The sequence below is a fragment of the Dactylosporangium sp. CS-033363 genome, assembly GCF_050942475.1.
Taxonomy (GTDB): domain Bacteria; phylum Actinomycetota; class Actinomycetes; order Mycobacteriales; family Micromonosporaceae; genus Dactylosporangium.
The window spans coordinates 5646673-5668418 of sequence record NZ_CP192032.1 but is presented as its reverse complement, the minus strand read 5'-3'; the positions used below and the strand labels follow the sequence as shown (position 1 = coordinate 5668418).

The following is a 21746-nucleotide window of genomic DNA, read 5'->3' as shown; positions in this document are numbered from 1 at the left end:
CGCCCAGCACGATACGCAGCACCTGGTGCCTCACTCAGAGTAGCCGAAACCATCCGGAGCGTATCTAAACAGACGGGCAAACGAAAAACGTTTACAAAACCCCCGGGCATTGTTAGCTTCCCTTAGGGATCGACGAGAGTCGTTGGTCCGCACCCGCCGCCGCTCCCGCCGGAGCGCTTCTCGCGGCGCGATTCCCCTCACTCCTGGTCAGGAGGCGTATCGTCGTGCGTCCACATGCCCGAGGACGGGCCCTGACGGCCGCGGTGGCACTCGCCGTGGTGGTCGGGACCGTGCAGTTCAGCGCCGTACCCGGCGCCAGTGCCGCGGTGGCCGATCCCGCCGCCACCGTCAACACGCTCATCGGGTCCGCCAACTCCGGTGAGACCTTCCCCGGCGCCGACACTCCGTACGGCATGGTGCAGTGGAGCCCCGAGAACACCCGCGGCGACCAGACCCGCACCCCGCAGCCCGGCGGCTACGACTACAACGTGACCCGCACGCGCGGCTTCAGCCTGACCCACATGTCCGGTACCGGCTGCGCGGGCGGCTCCGGCGACGTGCCGTTCCTGCCGTACCCCGGCACCGTCACCTCCTCGCCGTCCTCGGACAGCACCGACGCCACGTACGCCAGCAACTTCCAGCACGCGAACGAGACGGGCACCGCGGGGTACTATCGCGTCGGTCTCGACTCGGGTGTGAACGTCGAACTGTCGGCGACCACCCGCACCGGGGCGGGGCGGTTCACCTATCCGACCGGCAAGACGGCGTCGCTGCTGGTGCGCACGTCCAACTCCGAGGTCGGCAGCAGCGCGGCGAGCAGCACAGTGGACAGTGCCAACCGGGCCATCAGCGGCTCGGTGACGAGCGGCAACTTCTGCGGCTACATCAACACCGAGGACCGGCGCAGCTACTACACGCTGTACTTCTACGCCGCCTTCGACAAGCCCTTCGCCAGCACGGGCACCTGGACCGACGGCACGCTCTCGGCCGGCTCCACCAGCTCCAGCGGCGGCACCACCTACGGCACCGCCGGCTGGCCGCCCGCGGGCAAGGGCTCCGGCGCGTACGTCTCCTTCGACACCAGCTCCGGGCAGGCGGTCGGGGTCCGGGTCGGCATCTCCTACGTCAGCGCGGCCAACGCCAAGGCCAACCTCGACGCCGAGAACCCGGCCGGCACGTCGTTCGACACCGTACGGACCCGGGCCCACGACGCCTGGAACGCCGAGCTGAACCGGATCGCCGTCACCGGCGGGACGAGCGCGCAGCAGGGCACGTTCTACACCGCGCTGTACCACTCCCTGCTGCACCCCAACGTGTTCAGCGACACCAACGGGCAGTACCGCGGCATGGACCAGGCGGTGCACACGGTCTCCGGCGCGCAGAAGGCGCAGTACGCCAACTTCTCCGGCTGGGATGTGTACCGCGACCAGGTCCAGCTCGTCACGCTGCTGCGCCCCGACGTCGGCGCGGACATCGCCCAGTCGCTGCTCAACCAGGCCAACCAGAACGGCGGCGTCTGGGACCGCTGGACCCACAACCAGGGCGGCACGCACGTGATGACCGGCGACCCCGGCCACGCGGCGGTGGCGAGCATCTACGCGTTCGGCGGCACGACCTTCGACGCGAGCGGCGCGCTCACCTCCATGGTGCACGCGGCGACCACGGTCACCGCGGCCGACCTGAGCCGCACCGGCTGGAACGTCATGGTGGTCGGCGAGCGGCCGTCCCTGGACAAGTACCTGTCGATCGGCTACGTCCCGTCCGACGGCAACGCCTGGGGCGGCGCGGGGGAGACCCTCGAGGACGTGTCGGCCGACTTCGGCATCGCCCAGCTGGCCGGGCGCCTCGGCGACTCCGCGAACGCGGCCACGTTCCTGGGCCGCGCGCAGAACTGGAAGAACGTGTTCAACCCCGCGACCGGCTACATCCAGCAGCGCAACTCGGCCGGCGCGTGGCAGTCGTTCGACCCGGCGAGCTCGGACGGGTTCGCGGAGGGCAGCAGCGCGCAGTACACCTGGATGATCCCGTTCAACGTGAACGGCCTGTTCTCGAAGATGGGTGGCAACGCCGCGGCCGCCGCGCGCCTCGACACGTTCTTCCACAACAGCGACGGCAGCTGGGCGCTGTCGAAGGCCGGCGGCGCCAAGTCGGACCTGGCCAACGAGCCGTCCATCGGTACTCCCTGGCTCTACAACTTCGCCGGCCAGCCGTACAAGACGCAGCAGACCGTGCGCCAGGTCGTCAACACGCTGTGGTCCAACGGCCCGGGCGGCATCCCGGGCCAGGACGACCTCGGCGCGATGTCGGCGTGGTACGTCTTCGCCGCCGCCGGCTTCTACCCGCTCACCCCCGGCCGCGGCGAGCTGCTGCTCGGCAGCCCGCTGTTCTCGCAGGTCGTGGTGCACCGCGGCAACGGCGCCACGATCACCATCAACGCGACCGGCGCGGCGACGAACGCCCCGTACATCCAGAGCGCGAAGCTCAACGGCGCCACGACGACCAAGGCGTGGCTGGCGGAGAGCGTGCTGAGCTCCGGCGGTACCGTCGACCTCACCCTCGGCACCACCGCGAACACCTCATGGGGCAGCGCGGCCGCCGACGCCCCGCCGTCGTGGGACTCCACGCCGCCGGCCTCGACGAACCTGGCCCTGAACAAGGCGGCCACCGCCGACTCCTCCTGCAACACCAACGAGGGCCCGGCCAAGGCGGTCAACGGCAGCGTCTCCGGCGGCACCAGCGACAAGTGGTGCTCGACGGGCAGCAGCAAGTGGTGGCGGGTCGACCTCGGCGCCACGAAGACGGTCAGGACGGTGACCGTCCGCCACGCCGGCGCCGGCGGCGAGTCGACGTCGTGGAACACCCGCGACTACGACGTGCAGGCCTCCACCGACGGCACCACGTGGACGACGATCGTGCAGGCCCGCGGCAACACGGCGAGCGTCACCACCCACGCGGTGAACACCTCGGCGCGCTACCTGCGGCTCAACGTGATCAGCGCGGAACAGTCGGGCACCGGCGGCGCCGCGCGGATCTACGAGTTCGAGGCGTACAGCTGACCCTCACCCGGCGGCTCCACACGTGGAGCCGCCGGGTGGTTCCACAGGCCCCGGGCGTGCAGGATCGGCAGGACGCCCTCGCCGAACCAGTACGCCTCCTCCAGGTGCGGGTAGCCGGACAGGACGAACTCGGTGATCCCGAGCCGGTGGAGGTCCTCGATGCGGTCGGCGACCTCCGCGTGGCTGCCGACCAGGGCCGTGCCGGCGCCGCCGCGGACCAGCCCGACGCCCGCCCACAGGTTCGGCGCGATCGTCAGGCCGTCGCGCCGGCCGCCGTGCAGGGCCAGCATGCGGCGCTGGCCCTCGGACTCGCTGCGGGCCAGGCTGGCCTGGACCTGCTCGACGGTGGCCGGGTCGATCCCGTCGAGCAGGCGCTGCGCCTGCGCCCAGGCCTCCTCGGCGGTGTCGCGGGTGATGACGTGCAGCCGGATGCCGGCCCGCACTGTCCGGCCGCGCTCGGCGGCGAGCTTGCCGATCCAGCCGAACTTCTCGGCGACGGCGTCCGGGCGCTCGCCCCACGTGAGGTAGACGTCCGCGTGCTCGGCCGCGACCGGCCCCGCGGCGGCCGAGGACCCGCCGAAGTAGATGTCGGGAAGCGTGCCGGGCAGCCGCTGCAGCTGGGCGTCCTCGACGGTGAGGTGCCGTCCCTGGTACGTCACCCGCTCGCCCCGCAGCAGCCCGCGCACGATGTGCAGGAACTCGCCGGTGCGCGCGTAGCGGGCGTCCTTGTCCAGCTGGTCGCCGTACGCCCGCTGCTCCCGCCCCTCCCCGCCGGTGACCACGTTGAGCAGCAGCCGCCCGCCGGACAGCCGCTGGTAGGACGCGGCCATCTGGGCGGCCAGGGTCGGCGAGAGCAGCCCGGGGCGGAACGCGACGAGGAACTTGAGCCGCTCGGTCACCTCGACCAGCATGGCGGTGGTGAGCCAGGCGTCCTCGCACCACAGCCCGGTCGGGGTCAGCGCCCCGGCGAAGCCGAGCTGCTCGGCGGTGCGGGCGATCTGGCCGAGGTAGGCGACCGTGACGGGTCGCTCGGCCGCGGCCGAGCCGGTCTGCGCGCCGTGGCCGCCGCCGACGACGCCCCGGCCGTCGCCGTTGGTGGGCAGGAACCAGTGAAAGGTGAGGGTCACGCCCTAATCCTAGTCAACCGGTAGGTCTTATGGGTATAGTCCGGCCACGGAGTCCACCGATCACGATGGGGAGCGCATTCGATGCGTCGGGCATGTGCGGCACTGGCGGGCGTTCTGCTGCTCCTGGGCACCGGCGCGCTCACCGGATGTGCGAAGGCCGGCGAGCCCGCGGCGGCCGCGCCCGGTGAGCCGCTGCGCATCGGGTATCGGCATCCCCGAGGACGTCGCCGAGCGGGCCCTCGCCTGCGGCGCCGTGTCCGGGCTGCTGCGCCTCGGCGACGACCTCGTCGCCCCGACCGTGCAGATGGCCCGGATGCTGCCCCACCTCGGCCTCGTGCCGCTGCTCATCATCTGGGTCGGCATCGGCGAGTCGCTCAAGGTCACCCTGGTCGCCCTGGGCGCGTTCTTCCCCGTGTACCTCAACACGCGCTGCTCGGCCTGCTCTCCGACCTCGCCCTGCGCGCCGCCGGGAGGAGGCCCCACCCGCGCGCCGCCGACGCACCGGGCTTCGGCACCCAGCGCCGCGCGATTCTCGCCCGCCTGAACGTGCCCGCCTCACCCGGAGAGGCCTGATCGCTTCGGTACCGTGGCCAGGGTGAGCACCCCGCTGGAGCTGCCCGAGTTCGCCGACCCGCCCGCCGATCCGATCGCCCTGCTGCGGCACTGGGTCGCGGCGGCCGCGGCGCGGGGGATCGAGCTGCCGGCCGCCGTCGCCCTGGCCACCGCCGACGCCGAGGGCCGCCCGTCGTGCCGTACGGTGCTCGTGCAGCACATCCGCGACGACGGCCTCGTGATCGGCACGCACACGGTGAGCCGCAAGGGCCGCGACCTGGCCGACCGCCCGTACGCGGCGGCCACGTTCTTCTGGCGCGAGACCCTCCAGCAGATCCACGTCGCCGGCCCCGTGCACGTGCTGCCCGGCGCCGAGTCCGACGCGCTGTTCGCCGAGCGGGCCCCGGTCGCCCGGGCCATGGCGGCCGCCTCCCGCCAGAGCGAGCCGATGCCCGACGAGCAGCTGCTGCGCGCCCGGGCGGCCGAGCTGGCGGCCGACGAGCCGGTCGAACGCCCGCTGATCTGGGTCGGGTACCGCCTCGCCTACCAGTCGATCGAGTTCTGGCACGACGAGCCCGACCGCCTGCACCGCCGCCTGCGCTACGACCGCACCGGCACCGGCTGGACGACCGTCCGCCTCCAGCCGTGAACACCGCGAGTACCCCCGCACCCGGCGAGGGCGGCATGTCGAGTTCATACTGATGTAGCCTGAACAGTATGACGACGGTCCGGTTCACCGTGTCCCTGCCCGAGGACGTCGCGGCCCCGCTGAAGGACCTCCCGCCGGGCCAGGTCTCGGCGTACGTGGCCGAGGCCATCCGGCGCCGGCAGGCCGTGGAACGCACGCAGGACGCGCTCACCCGGGCCGGCCACCAGCGATTCGAGCCCGATCCGGCCGACGCCGCCGCGCTGCGCGAAGAGTTGCGGGTCCCCGTCGATGTGCGCGACGAGACGATCGCACGGTTGAAGGCGGACGGCATCCTGCCCGCCGGCTGGCAGCCGTACCAGTGATCGTCGAGGCCGTGCTCGACAGCGGCGCCCTGATGGCCTACGTGCACGGTTCGGTGCCGGTCGGCCGGCTGCTGATCCGGGCGGCCGAGGACCTCACGGCGGTGGCCGTGCCCAGCACCTGCCTGATCGAGGCATACGCGGGCCTGCAGGGCGAGGAGGAATTCGACCGGCTCCGGGTGCTGCGCCTGCTCCCGGCCATCCTCATCGATGATCCACGGTCGAACGTGGACGGACCGGACGACCTGCCGCTCATCGGCGGCATGGCCGCGCGCACCGGCCGCGTCGGTGCGGCGCACGCGACGCTCGTCGCGGCGGGCCACTCCGCCGCCGTCTACACCTCGCTCCCGCACCAGATCGAGGCCGTCCTCGGCAAGCGCTGGCCGATCATCGAGGTCTGACCGGTCGGGCGAGGGGCGCCGGGAGGAGGTTGGCTTCCGCAGGGTGGGACCGGGATGATGACGGCATGGTCGACGGGTCGGAGGTGCTGCCCTCCGCCGACGTGCTCGCGATGCTCGACGGCGATCCGCAGGGGTGGGCGTTCGCCCGCGCGGTGCGCGACGGCGAGGCGGGGGAGATCGTCGACTTCGAGCTCGTGTACGTCAACGACGCCGGGGCCGGGTACCTCGGCAAGCGGCGCGCGGAGCTGATCGGCGGGCGGTACCGGCGGCTGTGGCCCGACACCGTCAACGACACCACGATGCCGCTGTACCGCAAGGTCGTCGAGGCGCGGGAGACCGTCACCCGGACCGTGTACTACGACCGGCCCACGGTGGCCGGGCACTTCGAGCTGTGCGTCGGGCCCAGCGGCGACGGGTTCGTGGCGCGGTTCGTGGATCTGCGCGCCGTCACGCTCGGGCCGCAGTCGGCGGGCGGGACGCGGCTCTACGAGGTGCTCGACGCCGCCTTCGACGGGTTCACGCTGCTGCGGGCGGTGCGCGGTACGGACGGGGCGGTGCTCGACTTCGTGTGCGAGTACGTCAACAAGCCGGGTGCCGCGCTCACCGGGCGGTCCGTCGAGGAGACCATCGGGCGGCGGTGGAGCGACCTGGCCGCGCCCGAGGACCGGGGGCACGGCCTGCTGGAACGGTTCCGCGAGGTCGCCGAGACCGGGCGGGAGTGGCAGGCGCAGCTGCGGTACGACGACAACGACCAGGTGTGGCAGATCGGCGCCGCGCCCGCCGGGACCGACGGGGTCGCCGTGTCGTTCCGGGACATCAGCGCGTTCGTCGGGCAGCAGGAGCGCCTCGAGCAGAGCATGGCCGCCGCGCGCCGGGCCGCCGGGCGCAACGCCGCGCTGCAGGCGGTCACCACGGCCCTCGTCGCCGCGAGCACGGCCGCCGACGTGTACGCCGCGATCGGCGCCGTCCTGCGCCCGTCCGCCGGTGGCCAGGGCCTCGCGGTGCTGCTGCGCCGCGACGAGCACCTGGTGCTGCAGTACCACGCCGGCTACGAGGAGGCGGTGGTGGAGCACCTGCTGGCGGTACCGCTGCAGCATCTGTATCCGGCGACGGAGGTGGCGCGGACCGGCCGGGCCCGCTATCTGAGCAGCCTGCAGGAGTTCGCGGCGGCGCAGTCGGGCGAACCGGCCCCGATCCCCAGCGGCGGGCGGCAGGCGTGGGCGTTCCTGCCCCTCGCGGCGGCCGGTGACGTGCTCGGCACCCTGGTCATCGGCTACGGTACCCCGCGCGAGTTCGACGAGGGCGAACGCGCCAACCTCGCCGCGTTCGCCGCGGTGTGCGCCCAGGCGATGCAGCGCGCCCTGCTCTTCGAGGCGCAGCGCTCCATCGCCGGGGAGCTGCAGCGGGCCCTGCTGCCGGCCGCGCTGCCCCAGGTGCCGGGCCTGCGCCACGCCGCCCGCTACCTGCCGTGGACGCACGGCGCCGAGGTCGGCGGCGACTGGTACGACGTGATCCCCCTCGGCGACGACGTCGTCACCGTGGTCATCGGCGACGTCATCGGGCACAACGCCGCCGCCGCGGCGATCATGGGCCAGGTCCGCAACGCGCTGCGGGCGTACGCCGCCGAGCGGCACAGCCCGGCCGTCGTCATGCAGCGGGTCAACCGGCTGCTGCTCGACCTGCAGCCCGACGCCGTGGCCACGTGCTGCTACCTGGAGCTGCACCTCGCCGAGGGCACCGCGACCGCCGTCCTGGCCGGGCACCCGCCGCCGATCATGCGGGCCGGCGCGGCGACCGACATCCTCGAGCTGCGCTCCGGCCCGCCGCTCGGGGTCAGCAGCGACGTGGTCTTCAACGAGACGACGTTCCTCGTGCCGAGCGGGGCGGACCTGCTGCTGTACACCGACGGCCTCGTCGAGGACCGCCGCTACCACCTCGACGACGGCCTGGCCGACCTGCGCCGCGCCGTGCGGTCCGCGCCCCCGGCCGACCCGGCCGCCATGCTCGACCACGTCCTGAACGCCGGCGTCGGCCCCCAGCCCCGCACCGACGACGTCGCCGTGGTCTGGCTGACCGTCGACGCGGCCGCCGGCGGGGCGGGCCTCGCCCAGCGCCGCTTCCGCGGGGACGCCGTGAGCGCCTCGGCCGCCCGCCGCTTCGCCGCCGACGTGCTCATCGCCTGGGGCGAGCGCCGCCTCGTCGACGACACCCTCCTGCTGCTCGACGAGGTCATCACCAACGCCATCCTGCACACCGTCGGCGCCGTGGTGGTCCGCCTCGAGCTCGTCGCCGACCGCCTGCGGGTCACGGTGGCCGACCGCAGCGAGCGCCTCCCGAGCCCCCGCCCCGCGGGCGCCGACAGCGAGAACGGCCGCGGCCTGCTGATCGTCGCCTCGATCGCGGCCGCCTGGGGCACCGAGTCCCTGCCCGCCGGCGGCAAGGAGGTCTGGTTCGAGGTCGCGCGCACCGGTTAGCGGGCGCTACCCTCTGTGCAGATCGATCGACCATGGGGGATGGCGACGGTGGCAAAGCAGGGGCAGCCGCGGGCGCGGCTCGCGCAGGAGCGGGGCTGGCGGTACGCCCGGCGGGGTTCGCGGCCCGGCTTCGGGGTGGTCGAGGCCCGCTGGCGGGCGGCCGGCGCCGAGGTCGACGAGCTCGATCCGGCCGACGAGCTCACCGGGGCGATCGCGCCGGGCGGGCGGCCGTTCACCCTGTTCGACACCACGGTGCTGGGTTCCTCCGCGGGGTACCGCACCGTCAGCGTCCTGCACCTGCCCGTCGCCCTGCCACCGGTGGCCGTCGTGCCCGACCCCGACAACGGCGAACCGCTCGCGGAGGGGCGGGTCGGGCCGGTGCCGCCGTGGGCCGCGCTCGCCTTCCAGCACCCGCCCGAGCTCGACGGGGCGCCGCCGGCCTCGCATCCCGGGTTCGCCGAGGCGCTCGTCACCGGCGAGGTGCTCGACGTGACCCGGCGGTTCGGGCTGCTCGGCTGGCGGATCGCGGGCAAGGACCTGGTGTGGGTGTCGCGGCCGGGGGACCGGCTGGTGCCCGAGCGGGTCGTGGCCGTCCTGCAGGCCCTCGCCGCCCTGGCCGCCGCGCTGCCCGCGCCGGTGGTCCACCGTTACCGGCTGGAGTAGATCAGCAGCGTCGCGATCACCCCGTCGCGGATCGTGAAGGCCAGCAGGGCGGTGCCCGGCACGTGCAGGCCGACCGAGCCGTTCACCAGCACCGGCCGGGCGCGTTCGGCGCGGGACGCGAACAGCGCCGCCTCGCGGGCCACGTCGGCCGCGCCGTGCAGGACGCGCAGGCCGGCCGGGGTCGCGGCGCGCAGCTCGATCTGCGGGTCGAGCACCGCGAGCAGCCCGCCGAGGTTGCCGTCGCGGGCCGCGGCCAGGAATGCGGCCAGGACCGTGCGCTGCCGCGCCAGGTCCCGGTCGGGGACCGGCGCCGCGCGGGCCCGGCGGCGGCCGCGGCTGGCCAGCTGCCGGGCCGCCGCGACGGAGCGGCCGAGGATCGGGGCGAGCTCCTCGAACGGCACCCCGAACGCGTCGTGCATGACGAACGCGACCCGCTCGGCCGGTGAGAGGGTGTCGAGGACGACCAGCAGCGCCAGCCCGACGGCGTCGGCCTGCACGGCGGCCCGCTCCGGATCGTCGTCGGCCACGAGCGGGTCGGGCAGCGGCGAGGGGCGGCGCGCCCGCAGCTGGTCGATGCAGATGCGGGCCACCACGGTCGAAAGCCACGCCCTCGGGTCGCGCACGTCCCGCGCGGTGCGGGCCCGCAGCCACACCTCCTGCACGGCGTCCTCGGCCTCGGCCCACGAGCCCAGCAGCCGGTACGCGATCGCCTGCAGGTACCTGCGGTGCTCCTCGAACTCCACGGTCACATCCTCGGCCCGGTCCACGTCCACCGGGGAGAGACGAAACCGGGAGGATCACCGTGACAGCGACCACGATCGAGATCGACCGCCCGCCGGCCGAGGTGTACGCCTACGCCACCGACCCCGCCCGCTTCCCCGAGTGGCAGGCCGACGTCCGCCGCGTCGAGGTGCACCCGGACGGCCGGTTCACCACCGTCCGGCGCATCGCCGGGGTCGACCGGCCGATGCTGCAGCAGGTCACGCGCGACGAGCCGCCGGTGCGCTGGGCGGCCGGGGCGATCGGCGGCGCGGTCCGCCCCGAGGCCACGATCGCCATCGAGCCCCTCGACGGCGGCCGCCGCTCCCGGGTGACGTTCACCCTGGACTTCACCGGCCGCGGCGCCGCCGACCTGCTGGTCCCGGTGGTGCGCCGGATGGCCGGGAGGGCGGCGCCGCGTTCCTACGCACGGCTCAAGGCACTGCTGGAGCGGCGCTGACCGCCGGCTGGTCGAGCCCGGTGATCATCGCGGCCAGGCGGTCGTTGGCCTCCGGTACCGTCAGCAGGCCGGCCATGATCTCGCGCAGCGCGTCGACCTGCGGGCCGGGCCGGGACAGCGCGGCCTGGGCCCGGGTGTTCGCGAGCACCCGGGCGGCCACCGGGCGGCGCTCGGCCTCGTACGTGTCGAGCAGCGCCGGGTCGGCCCCGCGGATCGTCGCGGCGAGCTTCCAGCCCAGGTTCGTCGCGTCCTGCATCCCGGTGTTGAGGCCCTGCCCGCCGGCCGGCCAGTGCACGTGCGCGGCGTCGCCGGCCAGCAGGAAACGGCCCCGGCGGTAGGTGGCGGCGAGGCGGGCGGCGTCGTGGTACCGCGAGATCCACCGCGGGCTGTGCAGGCCGTAGTCGGTGCCGGCCATGGCGGTGAACAGCGCGCGGAAGGTCTCCAGGTCCAGCGGCGCGTCCCGCGGCGCCGGGTCGTACTGGTTGAGCATCAGCCGGTGGCAGCCCGGCTCCAGCTGCAGGACGGTGTAGTCGCCGAGCGGGGTGCGCCGCTGGAAGATCGGGCCGTCCGGCGGGTCGGCCAGCTGGACGTCGGCCAGCATCGAGGAGACGGTCGGGCCGGTGCCCTCGAACGGAATGCCGAGCAGCCCGCGCACGGTGCTGCGGCCGCCGTCGCAGGCCACCACGTAGTCGCCGCGGAAGGTCTCGCCGGCGGCGGTGCGCACCTCGGCGAAGTCCGCGCTCTGGTGCACGGCGGTGACCTCGGCGTTCCAGCGCACCGCGGCGCCGTACCCGTGCAGGTGCTCCTCCAGCAGCGCCTCGATGCGCGACTGGACCAGGCCCAGCACGAACGGGTACTTGGTGTCGAGCCGCGACATGTCCAGCCACAGGCCCGCGAAGTGCGCGTTGGGCACCCGGCGGCCCTCGGCGAGGAACCGCTCGGCGAGGCCGCGCAGCTCCAGGATCTCCAGGGTCCGCGCGTGCAGGCCGCCCGCGCGGGACTCCCCGGTCCGGGCCGGCCGCCGGTCCAGCACCGTGGCGTCGACGCCGGCCAGGCGAAGCTCACAGGCCAGCCAGAGGCCGGTCGGGCCGCCGCCCACGATGATCACCATGACAATTCCTCCCCGATCCCTCTAACGTCGTTAGAGACAACCCAAGGATGGCTCTAACGTTGTTAGAGTGTCAAGTCATGGCCATCAACCCGGGTGTGATCGCCCGCACCGGACTGGACCTGCTCGGCGAGGTCGGGCTGGACGGGCTCACCATGCGCCTGGTCGCGGAGCGGCTCGGGGTGCGGGCGCCGACGCTGTACTGGCACGTCAAGAACAAGCAGCACCTGCTCGACGCGATGGCGGCGGTCATGTTCGCCGACGCGATCGAGGGGCTGGACGCCGACGGGGCGCCCTGGCGGGAGTTCGTGGCCCGCCGCGCCCGCACACTGCGCAAGATCCTGCTCCGGTACCGCGACGGCGCCCGGGTCTTCGCCGGCACCAACCTCTCGGGGCCGGACCTGCCCCGCGCCATGGAGCGGACCCTGGAGCTGCTGGTCGAGGCCGGGTTCACGCTGCCCGCCGCGGCGCGGGGGTTCGCCACGGTGCTGCACTACACGGTCGGGTACGTCATCGAGGAGCAGGCCCGGGCCGGCACCGCGTACGACGACAACCCCTACGACCCGCAGGCCCTCACGGCGGCGTTCCAGCCCGACCGCTTCCCCCTGGCGGCCCGCGCCGCGACCGAGGTCTTCTTCTCCCCGGACCCCGACGCCGACTTCGACGCGGGCCTCGGGTTCATCCTGACCGGCCTGGCCGCGACCCTGGACGTGACTGCGGCGGACCCGGCCGGATTATGATTCCAGCCGCACGGGACGTCCCTGGATGGAGGCTGGGGTGCAACCTTCGCCATGGTCCGGCCGCGTCGCCATCGCCGACGCGCATCCGGCCCGCCGCTACGACTACTGGCTCGGCGGCACGGACAACTATCCGGCCGACCGGGAGTCCGGTGACGCCATCGCGGCCGCGTTCCCGGCGATCCGCACCGCCGTGGTGGAGAACCGGTCCTTCCTGCGCCGGGCGGTGCGCACGCTCGCGGCGCAGTACGGCATCCGGCAGTTCCTCGACATCGGCACGGGCATCCCGACCAGCCCGAACGTGCACGAGGTGGCTCAGGAGACGGCACCGGAGTCCCGGATCGTGTACGTCGACAACGACCCCATCGTGCTCGCCCACGCCCGGGCGCTGCTGACCAGCTCGGCGGAGGGCGCCACCGCCTACGTCGACGCCGACCTGCGCGACCCGCACCGCATCGTGGCCGACAAATCGCTCAAGGCGACCCTGGACCTGTCGCGGCCGGTGGCGCTCATCCTGGTCGCGGTGGTGCATTTCCTGCCGGATGATGACAAACCGTACGAAGTGGTGGCGGACCTGCTCGGCGCGCTCGCGCCCGGCAGCTTCCTGGTCATGTCGCACGCCACCACCGAGGGGCTGGACCCGGAGCTGGCGGCGCAGATCCAGGAGGGGCGGCACGGGCCGGGCCGGCTGCGGGACCGCGACGAGTTCGCGCGGTTCATGGGCGGCCTCGACCTGCTCGACCCGGGGATCGTCTCGGTCGCCGAGTGGCGCGCCGGGGACGAGCCGCAGCCCCGCCCGGCGTTCGAGGAGGTGGCCGTGTGGGGCGCGGTTGGCCGAAAAGCGGCTGGGTAACTGGTACCGCATGAGGGACTCGATGGGCACGACCGGCACCCCCGGCAGCGACGGGGCGTCGGTCATCGACGAGGAAGACAAGGTCAACGGCTCGGCCGAGGGCGTGCCGGTCGTCTCGCTCGGCGGCGAGGTGGACGATCCGCTGATGCCGTTCGACGAGAAGGTCGACGAGCAGGGCAAGCTGCACCTGCCCCGCGACGGGAACTCGACCCAGCGCGGCTGACGGCACAGCGCCGTCAACCGCGCGCGGTCGGCGACCCGGCGCGGCTAGCGGCGCAGCTCGGCGTACCGGCGCAACAGCAGGCCCTCGCGCAACGCCCACGGGCAGACGTCCAGCGAGCGCACGCCGAGGGCCTCCATCACGGTGACGGCGGTGACCGCCCCGGCGAGCAGTTGCCGGGCGCGGGCCGCCGCGACCCCGGGCAGCTGGGCGCGCTCCCGCGGGTCCATCGCCGCGAGCTTCGGCACCCACCGGCGAAGCGCCCGCCGCTCGAGCCGCTCGCCGTCGCCGGTGAGCCGCGCGAGCTGCTTGAACGTCTTGGAGGTGCCGACCACGCGCTGCGGGTGCGGCCCGCCCAACAGCTCCCGCGCGACCGGCTTGACCAGGGCGCGCACGTGCCGGCGGAGGCGTTCGACGGCGTCGCGGCCGGCCGGGTGCTCGGGCAGGTACCGGCGGGTGAGTAGGCCCGCGCCGGCCGGGAGGGAGACCGCCACGTCGGGCTCCGGGCCGGTCCCGGCGGCGATCTCCATCGACATGCCGCCGATGTCGAGCAGCCACAGCCCGTCGGTGGCGGCGTGCAGGCGGCGGACCGCCTCGAACGTCACGCGGGCCTCGTCCTCCCCGCTGAGCGAGCGCAGCTCCACCCCGGTCGCCTCGCGGACCCGGCGGCGGATCTCGGCGTTGTTGGTCGCGTCGCGGATCGTCGCGGTGGCCAGCGGGATGAGGTCGGTCGCCTCGTGCGCGCGGAACGCCTCGACGGTCGCCGCCACCGCCTCGACGACCTTGTCCACGCCGCCGGGGGAGAGCGCACCCTCCGGGGTGACCTCCTCGGCGAGCAGCGTGGGGGCCTTCAGGCGGTACACGAGCAGCGGTGGTCGTCCCTTGCGCGCCTGCACGATCTGCAGGTGCGCGGAGTTCGACCCGACGTCGAGCACGGCGAGCAGCAACGGGCGCCTCCCCTCGGCAAACCACCAACGATAGGTGAGGAAAGGCGCCCGTTACCCATATTTGTCAGCGAGCAAACACTCCGGCGGGTGCCGGTGCGTATCCGGCCGGGCGCGTGGTGAACACGCCGCGGCCCTGGGTCCGGCTGCGCAACCGGGTCGCGTAGCCGAACAGCTCGGCCAGCGGTACCGTCGCCGTCACCACGACCGTGTGCCCGCGCGCCTCGGTGCCGCCGACCTGACCCCGCCGGGCCAGCAGGTCGCCGAGCACGCCGCCGACCATGTCCTCGGGCACGGTCACGGTCACCTCGGCCACCGGCTCCAGCACGGCCATCTGCGACTCGCGCAGGGCCAGCTGCAGCGCCTCCCGCCCGGCCAGGCGGAACGCGAGCTCCGAGGAGTCGTGGTCGTGCATCCGGCCGTCGGTGAGCACGACCTTGACCCCGACGACCGGGTGCCCGGCGACCGGGCCGGCCGCGAGCGCGTCGCGGCAGCCGAGCTCGACGGCCCGGATGTACTCCCGGGCCACGTGCCCACCGACCACAGTGGACTCGAACACGAAGTCCGCGCCCTCCGCCGGGGACACGTCGAGCTGCACGTGGGCGTACATGCCGGGACCGCCGTCCTGGCGCACGTAGCGGTGGTAGAAGCCGCGGACGCCGCGCACGAGGGTCTCGCGGTAGGCGACCTGCGGCCGGCCGACGGCGATGGCCAGGCCGTTGTTCGCCGTGCGCATCTTCTCCACCGCCACCTCCAGGTGCAGTTCGCCCATGCCGCTCAGCAGGGTCTGGCCGGTCTCCGGGTCGGAGCGCACGACCAGCGCCGGGTCCTCCTCGACCAGGCGCGCGAGGGCCGTGGCCAGCCGGCCGGAGTCGGCGCGGCTGCGGGCCTCGATCGCCACCGAGACCACGGGTGCGGCCCGGTTCGGCGGTTCGAGCACGACCCGGTGGGCCGGGTCGCACAGCGTCTCGCCGACGCGGGCGTGCTTGAGCCCGACGAGCGCGACGATGTCGCCCGCCCCGGCCTCGGGTACGTCGGTGTACCGGTCGGCCTGGATGTGCAGGATGCGCGCGACCCGCTCCTTGGCGTCGGCGTTGGGCTCGTAGACCTCCGCGCCCTTGCGCAGCGTGCCGGAGTAGACGCGGGCGTACGCGTACCGCCCGGTCGTCGACGCCTGCACCTTGAACACCAGCGCCGCGAACGGCTCGTCCGGGTCGGCGGGCGCCGGCAGGTACGCGACGACCGCGTCGAGCAGTTCGGTGACGCCGATGTCGCGGTAGGCGGCGCCGCACAGCACGACGACGGCCTGGCGGTGCAGCGTCAGGTCCCGCAGCGCGCGGCGCAGGGTGTCCTGGCTCAGCGTGCCGGTCCCGACGTACTCCTCCAGCGCCCCGGTGTGCAGCTCGGCGACCCGCTCGACGAGTTCGACCCGCTCCGGCCGGTCCGAGGGCACCGTCAGGTCGACGACGCCGGTGAAGCCGGACTCGGAGCCGATCGGCGCCTGCACGACCAGCGGGATCACGCCGAGGCGGTCGCGGATGGACGCCACGGCGGCCCCGAGGTCGGCGCCGGCCCGGTCGAGCTTGTTCACGAACGCGATCCTGGGCACGCCGTAGCGGTCCGCCTGCCGCCACACCGACTCGCTCTGCGGCTCCACGCCGGCGACGCCGTCGAACACGGCGACCGCCCCGTCGAGCACGCGCAGGGCCCGCTCGACCTCGTCGGCGAAGTCGACGTGGCCGGGGGTGTCGATGAGGTTGATGCGGTGACCGTCCCAGTCGACGCTGACCGCGGCGGAGAAGATGGTGATGCCCCGGTCGCGTTCCTGCGCGTCGAAGTCGGTGACGGTGGTGCCGTCGTGGACCTCGCCCTGCTTGTAGGTCGCGCCGGTGGCGAACAGGATGCGTTCGGTGGTCGTGGTCTTGCCCGCGTCCACGTGGGCGAGAATGCCGATGTTGCGGACGCGATCGAGTTGCTGGCGCACTGTTGCCCCTTCGGGCTCGTCACTTGGACAGGACAGCGCGATTGCGCCCCGCGGGCTCGGTCAGCCCAGCACGGGACGTCCCGGTGCCGCCGCGCGAGCGGACACCGGAGGCAAGGAAGACACGCGGATCACTTCGTGCTGCACGGCGGTCTCCCTCCACTCTCGACGGACGCAACTACGCCAACAGTAGCGTTGCCGCGCAACTGTATATTCCCGCCATGCGCGCTCTGGTCGTCGGCAACACGGACGGTATCGGCCTCGCTCTCACCCGTCGCCTGCTGTCCCAGGGCTGGTCCGTCGTGGGCATCTCGCGGCGCGCATCCGCTGTGGAGCATGCCTCCTATGAGCACGTCGTCGCCGACATGGGCACGGACGCGGTGCCGGCCGTCGGCGAGGTGGACCTGTGCGTGTACGCGGCCGGCATCGGCGAGCCGCTCGACCTCGCGGACCTGTCCCAGCAGACCGCCGCGCTGCGGGTCAACCTGCTCGGCGCCGCGCTGGTCGCCGAGCGCGTGCTGCCCGGGATGCTCGCGCGGGGGAGCGGCCACTTCGTCGGGCTGTCGAGCCTGTCGGACATCCTGGTCACGCCGGCCGCGCCCGGCTATGCGGCCTCGAAGGCGGGGCTCACGTCGTACCTGCTGAGCCTGGGCAAGGCCCTGCGCCCGCACGGGGTCGCGGTGACCGCGGTCCGGTTCGGGTTCGTGGACACCAAGATGGCCAAGGCGCCCGTCACCCCGTTCAAGATCTCGGTCGAGGAGGCCGTGGACGTCCTCATGCGGGCCGTCGCGAAGCGCCCGCTCGTGGTGTCCTATCCGCGGCGGATGGCCGCCGCCGCGCGGCTGCTGTCCGGGTTCAGCCGGCGCTAGCCCGGAACCGCAGCCGGTTGTCGCGGGCGTCGACCCGCACATGCGTGAACCCGGCCCTTTCCAGCCGCTCCGGCAGCGTCGCCGGGTCGAGCGGCACCATGACGTCGCCGATGTGCAGCAGCCGGAACCGCGGCGTGGGCAGGCTGTCGCTGCCGGCGAACACCCCGCCCGGCCCGAGCACCCGCCGCGCCTCGGCGAACAGCCGGTCCTGCTGCTCCACCGACGGCACGTGGTGCAGCATCGTGAAGCACACGACCGAGTCGAAGCCGGCGTCGGGCAGCGGCATGGCGGCCCCGTCGCCGTCGAGCACCGTCACGTTCTCCGCCACGTGCTGCCGCAGCCGCGCCGCGAGCTTCGGGTTCACCTCGATGACGGTGATGTCGCCGGTACCGCGGGCAAGGACCCGCGTCGTCGCCCCGAACCCGGGCCCGATCTCCAGGGTCCGCGCGCCCAACGGCACGTCCTCCAGGGCCCACGGCAGCATGTACCGCTCGACGGTCTCGAACCACTTGGCCGACTTGCACAGCCGGTTGTGCAACAGGTTCATGCCCCGACGCTAGCGACCCCGGCCGATGGCGGCGAGATGCTAACCTGCCGCATGATAGCGAATTCCGGACATTCGGGTTCGGGACAGCCTGTGGTGCTGGTCGGCGAGCGCGCCATGGGCCACGGGTCCGGCTTCGCCCCGCACACCCACCCGGTCCACCAGATGGCGTGGGCCGCCTCCGGCGCGGTGTCGGTGACCACCCCTGACGGGGCCTGGGTGCTGCCGGCGACGCGGGCGCTGTGGATTCCGGCCGGCGTCCCGCATTCGGTTGACGTGACCACCTCCGCGGTCTTCCGCAGCGTCTACCTCGACCGCAACCCGCACCGGTGGGTCAGGCCGACGGTCGTCGCGGTGACGCCGCTGCTGGACGAGCTCGCGGTGTACCTCATGGACACCGCCCTGCCCGCCGCCCCTCGCCGCCGCGCGGAGGCGGTGCTGCTCGACCTGCTGCGCCCGGTGACCGCGGCCGCGCTGTCCGTGCCGATGCCCCGCGACGGGCGCGCCCTGGCCGTCGCGCGGGCGATCCTCGACGACCCCGCCGACGGGCGCGACCTCGACGCCTGGGGCCGGGCGGTCGGCGCGAGCGGGCGCACCCTGGCCCGGGCGTTCGCGGGGGAGACGGGGCTGAGCTTCGGCCGGTGGCGGACCAACGCGCGGCTGCGGGCGGCGCTGGTCCTCCTGGCCGCGAACACGTCCGTCGCCGTGGTGTCGCGCCGGGTCGGGTACTCCACGCCGAGCGCGTTCATCGCCGCGTTTCGATCGGCACTGGGGGTACCGCCGGGGTCGTATTTCGGTTCTTCGTAGTTGTTGGCGGCCTCCCATGCACTCGTTAGGGTGAATATCGATGGACGGGGGGAGTTCGCAGATGAGCCGACTGGGCTTCGGGGTCCTCATGTTCCCGATCCACCGGCCGACGCACAATCCGACGCTGCAGCTGGAGGGCGACCTCGAGCTGGCGGAGCTGTGCGACAAGCTCGGCTTCGACGAGTTCTGGTTCGGCGAGCACCACTCCGGCGGCTGGCAGATCATCGGCTCGCCCGAGCTCATGGTGGCCGCGGCCGCCCAGCGCACCAAACGCATCCGGCTCGGCACCGGGGTGAGCACGCTGTCGTACCACCACCCGCTGACCCTGCTCGACCGCATCATCCAGCTCGACCACCTGACCCGCGGCCGGCTCATCTTCGGCGTCGGCGCGGGGGCGCTCGCCCTGGACTCGACGATGATCGGCCACGACCCGATGCAGGCGCGGCGGATGATGGAGGAGTCCCTGGAGACGATGACCGAGCTGCTGGCCTTCGCCGGGCCGGTCAGCCGGACCACCGACTGGTTCGAGCTGCGCGACGGGTATCTGCAGCTGGCGCCGTACCAGGAAAACCTCGACATCCGCGTGGCGGTGTTCCGCTCCCCGTCGGGGCCGCGGCTGGCCGGGCGCTTCGGGGCGGGGATGCTCTCCTTCGGCGCGTCGGCGGCCGTCGGGCTGGGCTCGGAGAACCCGATGACGACGGCGTGGGAGATCGCGGCCGGGCGCGCCGCGCAGTTCGGGCAGACCATGGACCGGCGGCGCTGGTCGGTGATGAGCCCGATGCACCTGGCCGAGACCGAGGCGCAGGCGCGGCGGGACGTGCGGTGGGGGTTGCCGGCCTACATCCGGTACATCCGCCAGATCCTGCCGATGAACGTGCCGGTGGACCTGGACGACGCCGATGCGGTCGTCGACGTGCTGCACACCGTCGGCCACGCGGTGATCGGCACGCCCGAGGCGGCCGTCGAGCACATCGAGCGCATGCTGCGCATCAGCGGCGGCTTCGGCACGTTCGTCATCGAGCACGCGGACCTCGCCGACCCCGAGGCCACCCGCCGCTCCTACGAGCTGTTCGCGCGGCGGGTCATGCCGCACTTCACCGGCGCGCTGCGGCCGCGCCTGGCCGCGTACGCCCGGGAACTGGAGCACGACGGGCTGACCCGGCGCACGATGGCCGCCGCGCAGGCCAAGGCCGGGGTGGAGCACTCCCGCGACCGCGCCGCCCATCTGGAGAGGACACGCAGTGACGACCCACGTTGAAGTGATGGTGCTGGGCAGCGGGATCGGCGGCAGTACGGTCGCGGCGATCCTGGCCCGGCAGGGCGTCTCGGTCGGCATCGTCGACGCCGCCCGCCACCCGCGGTTCGCGCTCGGCGAGTCGACGATCGGCGAGACGTCGTTCCTCATGCGGCTGCTCGCCGCCCGCTGGGACGTGCCCGAACTGGCGCAGCTGTCGACCAGCGCCGGCATCCGCGACCACGCCAGCCACCGATGCGGCATCAAGACCAACTTCGGCTTCGTGTACCACCGCGCGGACGTCGACCACGACCCGTACGAGGTCACCCAGTGCTCGGTCTCGGAGGGCCCGTTCGGCCCCGAGTCCCACCTGATGCGCGCCGACATCGACAAGTACCTCTTCGAGGCCTCGGTCCGCCACGGCGCCGTGGCCCGGGAGGGCGTGCGGATCACTGAAGTCTCGTTCGGGGACGTGGTGTCGATCGCGCTCGACAACGGCGAGACGTTCACGGCGGACTACGTCATCGACGCCACCGGTCGTACCTCGGTGCTCGCCGACACGTTCGGCCTGCGCGACGAGCCGTGCCGCTTCCGGACCGACTCGCGCACCATCTTCACCCACATGCGCGGCGTGAAGCCGTACGACGCGGTCGAGGAGTCCAGCGGCCAGCCCAACCTGTGGCACGAGGGCACCCTGCACCACCTCTTCGACGGCGGCTGGCTGTGGGTCATCCCCTTCGACAACCACGACGAGTCCGAGTCCGACCTGGTCAGCGTCGGCCTGAGCCTGGACACCAAGCGCTTCCCGAAGCCCGACGGCGTCACGCCGGAGGAGGAGTGGAACGCGTTCCTGTCCCGCTACCCGGCCATCGCCCGCCAGTTCGAGGGCGCCACGTCGGCCTTCCGCTGGATCTCGACCGGCCGCACCCAGTTCTCGTCCTCGCAGACGGTGGGCGACCGCTGGGTCCTGATGAGCCACGCCGCGGGCGCGATCGACGCCCTCTTCAGCCGCGGCATGGCCAACACGATGGCCGTCATCGAGGCGTTCGTACCTACAGCGCGGCCCGGTTCGCCTACATCGACACGCTGAACCAGAACATCCTGGAGAACAACGACAAGCTCATCGCGGGCTCGTACATCGCCTTCCGCGACTTCGACCTGTGGCGGGCCTGGTCGAAGATGTGGTACCTGGCCTGGAACCTCGGCGTCATCCGCATCGCCGGGACGTACTACCGCTACCTCGAAACCGGGGACGACGCGCTGTTCGACCGTCTCCATGCCGGGCCGGTGCCGGGGTCGTTCGCGCCGGACCTGCCGGTGGCGCAGGCCCAGTTCGAGGCGTGTTACGCGCTGATGGAGCGGGTGGAGCAGGGGACGCTGACGGCGGAGGAGGCGGTGACGCAGCTGGCGTACCTGCTCGGCGACGGCGAGGCGTCCCCGTCGCCGCTGAACCTGCACGACGTGCTGCGGCGCTGGCACGACGGGTCGATGGAGACGCAGCGGCTCATCTACCAGTGGGGCCGCACGGCTGGTCCGGCGGCGCTGCGGCAGTTCTTCGAGTACGACCGCGCCACCATCCCGATCGCCGCCGGGAAGGTCCTCACCGCCTGAACGGCCGATGGATTCCGGGGCCTTCGTCGCGAGAATGTGGCCGTGGAGATTGAGCTCGCCGACGCGGTCGCGGCGGTCCGCGAGGAGCTGCTCGAGGCCGCCGCCCGGGGCGCCGACCAGGACCTGCGCTTCGCCGTCGGTACGATCGAACTCGAGTTCGCCGTCGAACTGCGCACCGACGCCAAGGCCAAGGCGGGCTTCAAGGCCTGGGTGGTGAGCGCCGACGCGGAGACCGGCCTGACCCGGGGCCGGACCCACCGCGTGAAGGTCCAGCTCAATCCCCAGCTCCCGGACGGTCGCGCACCGCACATCGGTCGGCCTCCCACCGGCTGACCCCG

At 73.3% G+C, this 21746-nt stretch carries 23 protein-coding genes; 17 read left to right on the top strand and 6 right to left on the bottom strand.

Annotated features, from left to right (window positions below):
• Positions 1 to 275 precede the first annotated feature (275 nt).
• The gene (locus ACQPZ4_RS26230; RefSeq protein ID WP_433040423.1) at positions 276 to 3056 is read left to right on the top strand and encodes a GH92 family glycosyl hydrolase; all 2781 of its coding nucleotides are present in this window, start codon (positions 276 to 278) and stop codon (positions 3054 to 3056) included.
• Here the strand turns inward: ACQPZ4_RS26230 and ACQPZ4_RS26225 are convergent.
• Positions 3032 to 4183 carry an LLM class flavin-dependent oxidoreductase gene (locus tag ACQPZ4_RS26225; protein WP_433040420.1) on the bottom strand — a complete coding sequence of 384 codons (1152 nt, stop codon included), beginning with the start codon at positions 4181 to 4183 and terminating at the stop codon, positions 3032 to 3034. The genes ACQPZ4_RS26230 and ACQPZ4_RS26225 overlap by 25 nt on opposite strands.
• A 184-nt stretch (positions 4184 to 4367) precedes the next feature.
• Here ACQPZ4_RS26225 and ACQPZ4_RS26220 point away from each other — a divergent pair, with 184 nt between their 5' ends.
• The 6 genes from ACQPZ4_RS26220 (at position 4368) to ACQPZ4_RS26195 (ending at position 9281) form a co-directional block, all read left to right on the top strand.
• Complete coding sequence (locus ACQPZ4_RS26220) at positions 4368 to 4727, top strand: hypothetical protein (RefSeq protein ID WP_433040417.1); 360 nt, start codon at positions 4368 to 4370, stop codon at positions 4725 to 4727.
• Positions 4728 to 4778: 51 nt separating this feature from the next.
• Positions 4779 to 5384, top strand: coding sequence for a phenazine biosynthesis FMN-dependent oxidase PhzG (gene phzG, locus ACQPZ4_RS26215; protein WP_433040414.1), 606 nt, complete (start codon positions 4779 to 4781; stop codon positions 5382 to 5384).
• Between the two features lie 68 nt (positions 5385 to 5452).
• Positions 5453 to 5746: a hypothetical protein gene (locus ACQPZ4_RS26210; protein WP_433040411.1), complete on the top strand. Its 294-nt coding sequence runs from the start codon at positions 5453 to 5455 to the stop codon at positions 5744 to 5746.
• Positions 5743 to 6144, top strand: a complete 402-nt coding sequence (locus ACQPZ4_RS26205) for a hypothetical protein (RefSeq protein ID WP_433040409.1) — start codon at positions 5743 to 5745, stop codon at positions 6142 to 6144. Before ACQPZ4_RS26210 ends, ACQPZ4_RS26205 begins: the two co-directional genes overlap by 4 nt.
• Positions 6145 to 6209: 65 nt before the next feature.
• Complete coding sequence (locus tag ACQPZ4_RS26200) at positions 6210 to 8618, top strand: SpoIIE family protein phosphatase (protein ID WP_433040406.1); 2409 nt, start codon at positions 6210 to 6212, stop codon at positions 8616 to 8618.
• A gap of 48 nt (positions 8619 to 8666) precedes the next feature.
• Positions 8667 to 9281, top strand: a complete 615-nt coding sequence (locus ACQPZ4_RS26195) for a hypothetical protein (protein ID WP_433040403.1) — start codon at positions 8667 to 8669, stop codon at positions 9279 to 9281.
• Here the strand turns inward: ACQPZ4_RS26195 and ACQPZ4_RS26190 are convergent.
• Positions 9266 to 10054, bottom strand: coding sequence for a sigma-70 family RNA polymerase sigma factor (locus ACQPZ4_RS26190; protein WP_433040400.1), 789 nt, complete (start codon positions 10052 to 10054; stop codon positions 9266 to 9268). The two genes, ACQPZ4_RS26195 and ACQPZ4_RS26190, sit on opposite strands and share 16 nt — an antisense overlap.
• A gap of 29 nt (positions 10055 to 10083) precedes the next feature.
• On the opposite strand from ACQPZ4_RS26190, the gene ACQPZ4_RS26185 reads away from it, so the two are divergent.
• Positions 10084 to 10500: an SRPBCC family protein gene (locus ACQPZ4_RS26185; RefSeq protein WP_433040397.1), complete on the top strand. Its 417-nt coding sequence runs from the start codon at positions 10084 to 10086 to the stop codon at positions 10498 to 10500.
• Here ACQPZ4_RS26185 and ACQPZ4_RS26180 read toward each other — a convergent pair.
• Entirely contained in the window at positions 10475 to 11611 is a 1137-nt protein-coding gene (locus tag ACQPZ4_RS26180; protein ID WP_433040394.1) for an FAD-dependent oxidoreductase, read from the bottom strand. The two genes, ACQPZ4_RS26185 and ACQPZ4_RS26180, sit on opposite strands and share 26 nt — an antisense overlap.
• 77 nt (positions 11612 to 11688) lie before the next feature.
• On the opposite strand from ACQPZ4_RS26180, the gene ACQPZ4_RS26175 reads away from it, so the two are divergent.
• Genes ACQPZ4_RS26175 through ACQPZ4_RS26165 form a run of 3 tightly spaced genes read left to right on the top strand, consistent with a single transcriptional unit; the run spans position 11689 to position 13421 of the window.
• A complete protein-coding gene (locus tag ACQPZ4_RS26175) occupies positions 11689 to 12348 on the top strand; it encodes a TetR/AcrR family transcriptional regulator C-terminal domain-containing protein (RefSeq protein ID WP_433040391.1) in 660 nt (219 codons plus the stop codon).
• Positions 12349 to 12385: 37 nt separating this feature from the next.
• Positions 12386 to 13198, top strand: a complete 813-nt coding sequence (locus tag ACQPZ4_RS26170; RefSeq protein WP_433040388.1) for an SAM-dependent methyltransferase — start codon at positions 12386 to 12388, stop codon at positions 13196 to 13198.
• Positions 13199 to 13208: 10 nt separating this feature from the next.
• Positions 13209 to 13421, top strand: a complete 213-nt coding sequence (locus ACQPZ4_RS26165) for a hypothetical protein (RefSeq protein ID WP_433040385.1) — start codon at positions 13209 to 13211, stop codon at positions 13419 to 13421.
• 44 nt (positions 13422 to 13465) lie between these two features.
• Here ACQPZ4_RS26165 and ACQPZ4_RS26160 read toward each other — a convergent pair whose 3' ends face one another.
• Both ACQPZ4_RS26160 and ACQPZ4_RS26155 read right to left on the bottom strand, forming a co-directional pair.
• Positions 13466 to 14365, bottom strand: coding sequence for a Ppx/GppA phosphatase family protein (locus ACQPZ4_RS26160; protein WP_433040382.1), 900 nt, complete (start codon positions 14363 to 14365; stop codon positions 13466 to 13468).
• A 64-nt stretch (positions 14366 to 14429) separates the two neighbouring features.
• Entirely contained in the window at positions 14430 to 16346 is a 1917-nt protein-coding gene (locus ACQPZ4_RS26155) for an elongation factor G (protein WP_433040379.1), read from the bottom strand.
• Between the two features lie 218 nt (positions 16347 to 16564).
• On the opposite strand from ACQPZ4_RS26155, the gene ACQPZ4_RS26150 reads away from it, so the two are divergent.
• Positions 16565 to 17212, top strand: coding sequence for an SDR family NAD(P)-dependent oxidoreductase (locus ACQPZ4_RS26150; RefSeq protein ID WP_433040376.1), 648 nt, complete (start codon positions 16565 to 16567; stop codon positions 17210 to 17212).
• Here the strand turns inward: ACQPZ4_RS26150 and ACQPZ4_RS26145 are convergent.
• Positions 17199 to 17759 (bottom strand): class I SAM-dependent methyltransferase, encoded by a 561-nt coding sequence (locus tag ACQPZ4_RS26145; RefSeq protein ID WP_433040373.1) that lies wholly within the window; start codon positions 17757 to 17759, stop codon positions 17199 to 17201. The two genes, ACQPZ4_RS26150 and ACQPZ4_RS26145, sit on opposite strands and share 14 nt — an antisense overlap.
• Before the next feature lie 90 nt (positions 17760 to 17849).
• Between ACQPZ4_RS26145 and ACQPZ4_RS26140 the strand changes: the two genes are divergently transcribed.
• From ACQPZ4_RS26140 to ACQPZ4_RS26120, 5 genes are all read left to right on the top strand, one after another.
• The gene (locus tag ACQPZ4_RS26140) at positions 17850 to 18563 is read left to right on the top strand and encodes a helix-turn-helix domain-containing protein (RefSeq protein WP_433040370.1); all 714 of its coding nucleotides are present in this window, start codon (positions 17850 to 17852) and stop codon (positions 18561 to 18563) included.
• Between the two features lie 61 nt (positions 18564 to 18624).
• Entirely contained in the window at positions 18625 to 19821 is a 1197-nt protein-coding gene (locus tag ACQPZ4_RS26135; protein WP_433040367.1) for an LLM class flavin-dependent oxidoreductase, read from the top strand.
• Entirely contained in the window at positions 19805 to 20887 is a 1083-nt protein-coding gene (locus ACQPZ4_RS26130; RefSeq protein ID WP_433040364.1) for an NAD(P)/FAD-dependent oxidoreductase, read from the top strand. Before ACQPZ4_RS26135 ends, ACQPZ4_RS26130 begins: the two co-directional genes overlap by 17 nt.
• Before the next feature lie 89 nt (positions 20888 to 20976).
• Positions 20977 to 21408, top strand: coding sequence for a hypothetical protein (locus ACQPZ4_RS26125; protein ID WP_433040361.1), 432 nt, complete (start codon positions 20977 to 20979; stop codon positions 21406 to 21408).
• A 42-nt stretch (positions 21409 to 21450) separates the two neighbouring features.
• Positions 21451 to 21741, top strand: coding sequence for a trypco2 family protein (locus tag ACQPZ4_RS26120; protein WP_433040358.1), 291 nt, complete (start codon positions 21451 to 21453; stop codon positions 21739 to 21741).
• The last annotated feature ends 5 nt before the right edge of the window (positions 21742 to 21746 follow it).

What these genes read in the sequence shown, in the direction of transcription:
- ACQPZ4_RS26210 (WP_433040411.1), top strand. Translation starts at nt 5,453, where the DNA reads ATGACGACGGTCCGGTTCACCGTGTCCCTGCCCGAGGACGTCGCGGCC.
- ACQPZ4_RS26135 (WP_433040367.1), top strand. Translation starts at nt 18,625, where the DNA reads ATGAGCCGACTGGGCTTCGGGGTCCTCATGTTCCCGATCCACCGGCCG.
- ACQPZ4_RS26165 (WP_433040385.1), top strand. Translation starts at nt 13,209, where the DNA reads ATGAGGGACTCGATGGGCACGACCGGCACCCCCGGCAGCGACGGGGCG.
- ACQPZ4_RS26175 (WP_433040391.1), top strand. Translation starts at nt 11,689, where the DNA reads ATGGCCATCAACCCGGGTGTGATCGCCCGCACCGGACTGGACCTGCTC.
- ACQPZ4_RS26125 (WP_433040361.1), top strand. Translation starts at nt 20,977, where the DNA reads ATGTGGTACCTGGCCTGGAACCTCGGCGTCATCCGCATCGCCGGGACG.
- ACQPZ4_RS26200 (WP_433040406.1), top strand. Translation starts at nt 6,210, where the DNA reads ATGGTCGACGGGTCGGAGGTGCTGCCCTCCGCCGACGTGCTCGCGATG.
- ACQPZ4_RS26150 (WP_433040376.1), top strand. Translation starts at nt 16,565, where the DNA reads ATGCGCGCTCTGGTCGTCGGCAACACGGACGGTATCGGCCTCGCTCTC.
- ACQPZ4_RS26180 (WP_433040394.1), bottom strand. Translation starts at nt 11,611, where the DNA reads ATGGTGATCATCGTGGGCGGCGGCCCGACCGGCCTCTGGCTGGCCTGT.
- ACQPZ4_RS26145 (WP_433040373.1), bottom strand. Translation starts at nt 17,759, where the DNA reads ATGAACCTGTTGCACAACCGGCTGTGCAAGTCGGCCAAGTGGTTCGAG.